This is a genomic window from Microbacterium sp. B19 (assembly GCF_000333395.1).
In the GTDB taxonomy this organism is placed as follows: Bacteria; Actinomycetota; Actinomycetes; order Actinomycetales; family Microbacteriaceae; genus Microbacterium.
This window is the reverse complement of sequence record NZ_BADA01000232.1, coordinates 1-8,422: the sequence shown is the minus strand read 5'-3', so window position 1 is coordinate 8,422 and position 8,422 is coordinate 1. Positions and strand designations below refer to the sequence as shown.

Annotated in this window: 6 protein-coding genes; 4 read left to right on the top strand and 2 right to left on the bottom strand. The window is 71.2% G+C overall.

From position 1 onward, the window contains the following. Positions 1-148 precede the first annotated feature (148 nt). From I5G_RS08970 to I5G_RS24580, 4 genes are all read left to right on the top strand, one after another. Positions 149-1,144, top strand: a complete 996-nt coding sequence (locus I5G_RS08970; protein WP_022878760.1) for a stage II sporulation protein M — start codon at positions 149-151, stop codon at positions 1,142-1,144. A 70-nt stretch (positions 1,145-1,214) separates the two neighbouring features. Continuing rightward, positions 1,215-1,676 carry a Fur family transcriptional regulator gene (locus I5G_RS08965; protein WP_022878759.1) on the top strand — a complete coding sequence of 154 codons (462 nt, stop codon included), beginning with the start codon at positions 1,215-1,217 and terminating at the stop codon, positions 1,674-1,676. Continuing rightward, positions 1,673-3,931: a catalase/peroxidase HPI gene (gene katG, locus I5G_RS08960; protein WP_022878758.1), complete on the top strand. Its 2,259-nt coding sequence runs from the start codon at positions 1,673-1,675 to the stop codon at positions 3,929-3,931. The genes I5G_RS08965 and katG overlap by 4 nt, the downstream gene beginning before the upstream one ends. A gap of 206 nt (positions 3,932-4,137) precedes the next feature. After that, positions 4,138-4,953, top strand: a complete 816-nt coding sequence (locus I5G_RS24580; RefSeq protein ID WP_187288822.1) for a M23 family metallopeptidase — start codon at positions 4,138-4,140, stop codon at positions 4,951-4,953. 218 nt (positions 4,954-5,171) lie between these two features. On the opposite strand, the gene I5G_RS08950 is transcribed toward I5G_RS24580, so the two are convergent. Beyond that, a complete protein-coding gene (locus I5G_RS08950; RefSeq protein ID WP_026095794.1) occupies positions 5,172-6,131 on the bottom strand; it encodes an NAD(P)-dependent oxidoreductase in 960 nt (319 codons plus the stop codon). Further along, a partial coding sequence (locus I5G_RS08945; RefSeq protein ID WP_022878755.1) for an alpha/beta fold hydrolase occupies positions 6,128-8,422 on the bottom strand: 2,295 nt, incomplete at its 5' end. The genes I5G_RS08945 and I5G_RS08950, both read right to left, overlap by 4 nt.

Genomic DNA, 8,422 nt, shown 5'->3' with positions numbered 1-8,422 from the left:
GCCCGCAGGAAGAAGCCGCAGCGGCTGGATGTCGAGCGCGACCGCCTCGCCGGTGAGCGTCTCGTCCTCCGCCGCGTGCACGTGCGCGGCGCCGGGACCCGGAACCGGAGTGGATGCCACGGAGGATGCCATGCGTACAGTTGACCATATGGACCTCGACGCCCTCACGGCCGCCCGGCGCGAGGAGTGGGCGCGGCTCGACGAACTGGGGCGGACCCGGCGGTTGACCGGGCCGGAGGTCGACGAACTCGTCACCCGATATCGCGCCGCCTCGGCGGACCTCGCCGACATCAAGACCTCGGCCGGGCGCACCCCGCAGGGCGACTACGTCTCGATCCTGCTCGCCCGCACCCGACTGCGGCTCACGGGCGTCCGCGAGAACGTGCTGCGCCAGGCGCCGCGGTTCTTCCTTCTGCAGCTGCCGGCGGCGCTGTACCGCGTGCGGTGGACGACGCTCGCGATCGCCGTCTCGTTCGTCGTGGTGGCGACGCTCGTCGCCGTGTGGATCACGTCGGATCCGCAGGCAGTCGCGGCGATGGGCGCCCGGAGTCAGCTGCAGAACTATGCCGATCAGCAGTTCGTGCAGTACTACCGGGAGAACCCCAACGCGATCTTCGCGGGCACGGTGTGGACCAACAACGCCTGGATCGCGGCGCAGTGCGTGCTGTTCGGCGTCACGGGCGTGTGGCCGTTGATGGTGATGATGCAGAACGCCATCGGGGTGGGGTCGTCGGCGGCGATCATGCTCGCGTTCGACCGCGGGGACGTGTTCTTCCAGTTCATCCTCCCGCACGGTCTGCTCGAACTCACGGCGATCTTCGTCGCGGGGGCGGCGGGGCTCCACATCTTCTGGGCGTGGGTCGCGCCGGGGCGTCGCACGCGCGCCGCGGCGCTCGCCGCAGAGGGGCGCGCGCTCGCGACGGTGGCGGTGGGGCTCGTGTTCGCGCTCGGGCTCTCGGGCCTCGTCGAGGGGTTCGTGACCCCGTCCATGCTGCCGTGGCAGGTCAAGCTCGCGATCGGGGCGGCGGCGCTGGCGCTGTTCCTCTCGTACATGCTCGTGCTCGGGCGCCGCGCCGTCCGGGCAGGGGAGACGGGGGACGTGACGGAGTACGAGGGCGGGACTCCCACGCTGACGTCGGGCTGAGGCATCCGCGATTCCGATCCTTCTCCGGCGCGTCATTTTTGATTCACTCAAAATTACGTAGGGTGGAAGCATGCTCGACGATCGGACGGATGCCACCGCGGACGCGCTCCTGCGCGGCGCGGGGCTGAGGGTCACCGCGACACGCGTCGCGGTTCTGGGGGCCCTGCGCTCCCGCCCGCACGCCACCGCCGACGATGTCTTCGACACCATCCGGGACACGCTCCCGGGCACCAGCATGCAGTCGGTGTACAACGCCCTCGGCGACTTCGCCGACGCGGGGTTGGCGCGGCGCATCGAGCCGGCCGGACACCCCGGCATGTTCGAGCTGCGGGTCGGGGACAACCACCACCACGTCGTCTGCACCGGTTGCGGCCGGGTCGACGACGTGGACTGCGTCGTGGGGGAAGCCCCGTGTCTCCACGTGCCCGAGGGCAGCGGTTTCCTCATCGAGACCGCCGAGGTGACGTTCTGGGGCGTGTGTCCCGACTGTCGAGCGACGTCCGAAGCCGAACAACCGAGAGGATCCCGATGAGCGACGCTCTGAACGGGTGCCCCGTCTTCCACGACGGTGCCGCCCCCGACGACAACCGACTGCCGGTGGGCGAAGCCCCCGCGGACAGCGAGCCGGCCGGTGCCCTGCCCCACCCGACCCGCGGGTCGGCCAACCGCGTGTGGTGGCCCGACAGCCTGAACGTGAAGATCCTCGCGAAGAACAACGAGAAGCGCGACCCGCTCGACGCGGGCTTCGACTACAAGGCCGCGTTCGAGGCCCTCGACCTCTCCGCGGTGAAGAAGGACATCCAGGCGGCGCTCACCACGTCGCAGGACTGGTGGCCCGCCGACTTCGGTCACTACGGTCCGCTGATCATCCGCATGGCCTGGCACAGCGCGGGAACGTACCGCGTGACCGATGGCCGTGGCGGCGCGGGCGCCGGCATGCAGCGGTTCGCACCGCTGAACAGCTGGCCCGACAACGTCAACCTCGACAAGGCTCGTCGCCTTCTGTGGCCGATCAAGAAGAAGTACGGCCAGGCGATCTCGTGGGCCGACCTCATGATCCTCGCCGGAAACGTCGCGCTCGAGGACATGGGCTTCCCGACGTTCGGCTTCGCCGGCGGCCGCGCCGACGTGTGGGAGCCGGACGACGACGTGTACTGGGGTCCCGAGACCACGTGGCTCGGTGACGAGCGCTACACGGGGAACCGCGACCTGGAGAAGCCGCTCGCGGCCGTCCAGATGGGCCTCATCTACGTCAACCCCGAGGGCCCCAACGGCAACCCCGACCCGCAGCTGTCGGCGTACGACATCCGCGAGACGTTCGGGCGCATGGCCATGAACGACGAGGAGACGGTCGCGCTCATCGCCGGCGGTCACACCTTCGGCAAGACGCACGGCGCCGCGCCCGACAGCCACGTGGGTCCCAACCCCGAGGCCGCCGACATCGAGGACCAGGGCTTCGGCTGGAAGAACGAGTTCGGTTCCGGCAAGGGCGACGACACGATCACGAGCGGCCTCGAGGTCACGTGGACGTACCACCCCACCCGCTGGGACAACGAGTTCTTCCACATCCTCTTCGCGTACGAGTGGGAGCTGTTCCAGAGCCCCGCCGGTGCCCACCAGTGGCGTCCCAAGAACGGCGGCGGTGCCGACATGGTCCCGCTCGCGCACTCCGAGGGCCGCCGCGAACCCCGCATGCTGACGAGCGACCTGGCGCTCCGCGTCGACCCGGCGTACGAGAAGATCTCGCGTCGCTTCGCCGAGGACCCGGCGGCATTCCAGGATGCCTTCGCCCGCGCGTGGTTCAAGCTCACCCACCGCGACATGGGCCCGCGTGTCCGGTACCTCGGCTCCGAGGTCCCGGCCGAGGTGCTCGACTGGCAGGACCCCGTGCCCGCGGTCGACCACCCGCTCATCGACGCGGCCGACGCCGCGGCGCTGAAGCAGCAGATCCTCGACAGCGGCCTGTCGGTGCAGCAGCTCGTCACCACGACGTGGGCCGCAGCCTCGACCTTCCGCGGCAGCGACAAGCGCGGCGGCATCAACGGCGCGCGTATCCGCCTCGAGCCGCAGAAGAGCTGGACGGTCAACAACCCCGAGCAGCTGGCATCCGTGCTGTCTGTCCTCGAGAACGTGAAGGCCGAGTTCGACGCGCAGGCGCCGGACGGCAAGAGGGTCTCGATCGCCGACCTGATCGTGCTCGCCGGTAACGCCGGTGTCGAGCAGGCCGCGCGCGCGGGTGGCGTCGAGGTCGAGGTGCCGTTCACCCCGGGCCGCACCGACGCGACGCAGGAGCAGACCGACGTCGACTCGTTCCGCTGGCTCGAGCCGGTCGCCGACGGCTTCCGCAACTACGCCTCGCGCGAGGCGCGTCTGCCCGCCGAGTACCTGCTGCTCGACAAGGCGAACCTGCTGACGCTGACGGCGCCGGAGACGACGGTGCTCGTCGGTGGTCTGCGCGCGATCGGCGCGAACTGGGACGGCTCGGACTGGGGCGTGTTCACCGCGACCCCCGGTGCGCTGACCAACGACGTGTTCGTGAACCTCCTCGACCTGGGGACGACGTGGAAGCCGCTCGACGCCGGCAAGCACGCGTTCCAGGGCACGAAGGACGGTTCGGGCGAGACGGTCGGCATCGGCACGCGCGTCGACCTGGTGTTCGGCTCGAACTCGGAGCTCCGCGCGATCGCCGAGGTCTACGCCTCGGACGACGCGAAGGAGAAGTTCGTGCGCGACTTCGTCGCCGCGTGGCGCAAGGTGACCGAGCTCGACCGGTTCGACCTGGTCTGAATCCCGGCAGCTGTTCTCGAAGGCCCGTCCCGTATGGGGCGGGCCTTCTGTCGTCATCTTGCCGTCGTGAAAGGTCTGATGCGTCGCAATTCGAGACATCGACGACTATGTCCCCCGAAAGGGGGACTGTGCGCCTCGGGGTCGATTGGATAGCGTCATATCTGCAGGCGCATTCTTATCGATTAAGGTCAGCGGAGGCGAATAACATGACGGATCAGAGCCCCGTCGGCATAGACCGAATTCCCCCCGCCTCCGTCGATCCAGCCGAGATATCAGGTATCTTCTATCTGCAAGGTCTGTCGCGGCGCGGTTTTGTATCTTCTGCTCTCGTTGCGGGGCTCGCCACGGCGTTCGGGTTGTCGATGTCGCCCGATGCCGCGCACGCTGCAGGCAGCTACCTGAGACCGTGCGGCGAGGTGTACATCTCCGACAGCTGGCAGGGCCACAAGAACAGAACACCACCGTCGGGCGAGCCGGGCACGGACTACGCGGTGAACGTGGGGACGCCCGTCCACGCGGCCTCCGACGGCGTCATCCGGCTGGTGAAGACGACGAACTCGGGCGCGACCGGTCGAATCGTCGGCATGGCCCACGACGACGGGAACTACACGCGGCATCTGCACCTGTCCTCCGTCGCGGTCACCCAGGGGCAACGGGTGTCCCGGGGGCAGCTCATCGCGTATTCGGGCGCGTCTGCGAACGGCAGTGACCGCGGCGTCGGCGCTCACGTGCATACGAGTCTTTGGCTGAACACGACCAACCCCACAGATTTCACCGGGACGGTCGATTTCGAGAATTATGTCGGCAGTGCGCCGACTCCCATTCCAGAAAAGGAGAGTGACGAAGTGTTCATTGCAAATGTTGCGGGTAACTGGTATCTGATCGTCCCGCAAGGGTCGGGTAAACCGCGCGGAATCGTCCTCGGCGGTGACAGTAATGCAGGAAACTCGGGTCTTCCCGTGCTGAACTTCACTTGGGGTCCGTCTGTGACGGCGCTTCGCGCGGCTGTGGACGGAGTCTGATTTATCGAGTGTGTGCTGGGAATCAATTCAACCCAGCATCTTCTCTCGTCTTCTCGGTATTCGGATTCGATATCCCGTTTACGGGAACGGCCCACGCGGCCGTATGGTGAACGATCTCACCGTGTCGACCGCGTCGAGTCGCAGGTGCCGTCCTCCCCGCTCGTCGTCGTCCATGGCAGAACCTCGGTCACCGCGTGGGCCGAGTCGGCTTGCCGGGGTCAGGCGTGGGAGAGGCGGCGCAGGCCCTCGTCGATCGAGACGGCGGGCGTCCAGCCCAGGTCGCGGCGGATCTCGGTCTGATCGAACCAGTGGGCGGTGGAGAGCTGTTCGGCGAGGAAGCGGGTCATCGGCGGTTCGTCGGTGCCGGGCCGCACGGCCCACACCCGCTCGACGAGTCCGCCGGCGGCCCGCGCGAGCCCGGCGGGGACGCTGAACCGCGGCGGCCGTACCCCCGAGGCGCGGCAGATACCGGCGAGCAGGTCGCCGACCGGGCGCGGTTCGCCGTTCGTCAGCACGTACGCGCGTCCGCTGACCTCGTCGACGCGTGAGAGGGCGGCCACGATCCCGGATGCCGCGTTGTCGACGTACGTCGAGTCGATGAGGGCTGTGCCGCCGTTCAGCAGCGGCAGTCGTCCGCGTCGGGCGCGGTCGACGACGCGGGCGATGAGCTGCGTGTCGCCCGGCCCCCACACGAGGTGCGGTCGGATGGCGACGAGGGATGCCGTGTCCCCGGCGCGGGAGAGGGCGAGAAGCTCGGCCTCGGCTTTCGTCCGGGCGTACTCGCCGCGGGCACCCGCGGGATCGGCGGGCTCGGCCCCCACCCCGGCCAGCGCGTGACCGGCGTGGGCGACGGAGGGCGACGAGACGTGCACGATACGCGTGACCCCCGCGGCGGCGGCGGCGTCGAGCAGCGTCCGCGTGCCCTCGACGTTGACGGCGCGGAACTCCGACGGATCGCCGGCGAGCGACACCTTCGCCGCGAGATGCACGATCGCGTCGACACCCTCGACGGCGGCGGCGGTGGCGGACGCGTCCGTCACCGAGCCGAGGCGGTCCTCGGCACCCCGAACGCCCGAGGGGCGGCGCTGCAGCGTCCGGACGGTGTGCCCGGCGTCCTGCAGCGCGCGCACGACCGCACGTCCGAGGAACCCGGACGCCCCGGTGGCCAGAACCCTCACGGCGCCGTCGGCTTCTCGCCGGCCAGCACGCGCTCCGCCCACGCCGCGAGGCGCGAGCGGTCGATCTTGGAGTTGTGCCGGATGTCGGTGGGGAGCGTCGGCACGACGAGCACGGCCGCGATCGGCTGCGCGGTCGCGGCGCGCACGACCTCGGTCAGACCCGCGGATGCCACGCCCGCCCGTCGCACCGCGGGGTCGCGTTCGAGCACGACGGCGACGACCTGCCGGCCGACCGGTCCCACGCCGACCGCGGCGGCACGGACGACGCCCGGCACGGACTCGACATCCTGCTCGATGCCGACCGGAGTCACCGGGCCGTCTGCGGTGGTGATGACGTGGGGGAGGCGTCCCTCGACCCACAGGCGTCCGGCGGCGTCGAGGTGCCCCACGTCGCCGGTGCGGTGCCAGCGGCCCCGCAGGTCGTCGAGATCGCGGGTCGCCTCGCGGTCGGTGAGGTGCAGCCGGAAGTAGCCGCGCTTGAGGTGCGGCGCGCTGATGACGACCTCGCCGGTGACTCCGGCGTCGGTCGTGGGGGTGCCGGTGGCGCGGCCGTCGGCGTCGAGGGGAGCGACGCGCACCCGACCGCGGCCGATCGGGGCTCCCACGCACACCCCGCGATCGCCGGAGGCGGTGGCATCCACGATCTCCGGCAGCGTGACGTCGGCGACGAGCAGGCACTCGGTCATCCCGTAGGGCGTGTGCGCGGTGGCGTTCGGCATGAGCTGCTGCGCGCGCTGGAGGAGCGGCGTGCCGACGGGGGCTCCGGTGGAGAGGAAGGTGTCGACGCGGGCCAGGGCCGCGCGGTCGTCGGCGCTCAGCGCGGCAGCGGTGGCGACGACGTTGCGTACCGCGGCGGGGGACAGGAACACGATCCGGGCGTCCGATGCGCGCACCGCCGCTGCCACCGCGGCCGCCGTCAGCGTGCGGGGGGCCGACACGTCCATGTCGGGGGTCGCCGAGCGGGTGCCGAGCGCGGGGCCGAGGAGGGCGAAGGGCGCGAAACCGGTGACCAGGCCCGTGTCGGGTCCGACGGCGAAGTGCTCCGCGAGAGCGTCCCGCAGCGAGGACAGCTGGCGGTGCGTGTAGACGACGCCCTTCGCCGGTCCCGTCGACCCCGACGTGAAGAGGATCGCGGCGTCGGCGTGCGCGGCGGGCGGTTCGGGCAGGGGGTGACCGCGGCCCGCGCGCGCGACGTCGGCGAGGCTCGCTTCGACCCCGAGGGCGCGCATCGTGGCGGCGGGGAGGGCGGTCGCCGACAGGCGTCGGCCGGGCCAGCCGAGGGCACGAGCGGCGGCGAGCCCCGCGACCTCGCCGATGACCACGTCGGGCACGGCGCCGCGCACGGCACGGGACAGTCCCCGGATGCCGAGACCCCGGTCGGCCACGACGACGACCGCGCCGATGCGCAGACACGCGTACAGCACCGCGGTGAGCGTCGGCCCCGGGGGAACGAGCAGGGAGACGCGGTCGCCGGCGCGAACGCCGAGGACGTCGAGTCCCGCGGCGATCTCGTCGACACGGGCGGCGAGCTGCCGCCAGCTCACCCGCAGCCCGGCGCCGCCACGGCGCGCGGCCATGTCGATCACGGCGACGTCGTCGTCGTCGCGGCGGCGGGTGAGGGCGTCCCACAGGGGTGCCGGGGCGGGGGTGTCGTCCGCGGGCGCGGGGGTACCGGCATCCGGAGCGCTCTGGGCGGCGAGCCAGTCGAGCACCGCGTCGGCGTACGGCCGTTCCTCGGCCATCAGGTGACCCGCGCCCTCGAAGCGGTGCACATCGGCGTGCGGCAGTCGGTCGACGAGGTCGTCCAGGTGCGCCTCGAGGAACACCGGGTCCTTCGGGCCGCGCAGGAGCAGGGCGGGCACGTCGAGCTCGCGCAGGCCGGCGGACAGGCTCCGCAGTGCCGGTGTGCTCTCGTCCGCGGCTGTGGCGGGGATGTCGGCGACGAACCCGCCGATCCCGCGTCGTCGCGCGGCCGTCGCGTACGGCGCGCGGAACGCCGCGCGCACCGCGGGGTCGAGGTCGGCGAGGGCGAGCGTCGTGTCGAGGAACGCGGTCGTCCCCGTCGTGCCCGCGGCGAGCACGCCGCGCGCCGTCGCGACCCGCAGGGGGAACGGCAGCGGAGCGTCCTCGGCGTGGTGCACGGCGGTGTTCAGCGCGATGACAGCGGCCAGCCGCTCGCGGTGCCGAACGGCCCAGCCGAGCGAGATCGGCCCGCCCCAGTCGTGCCCGAGCGTCACGATCGGATCCTGGATGCCGAGGGCGTCGACCAGGCCGCCGAGATCGGTGATGCG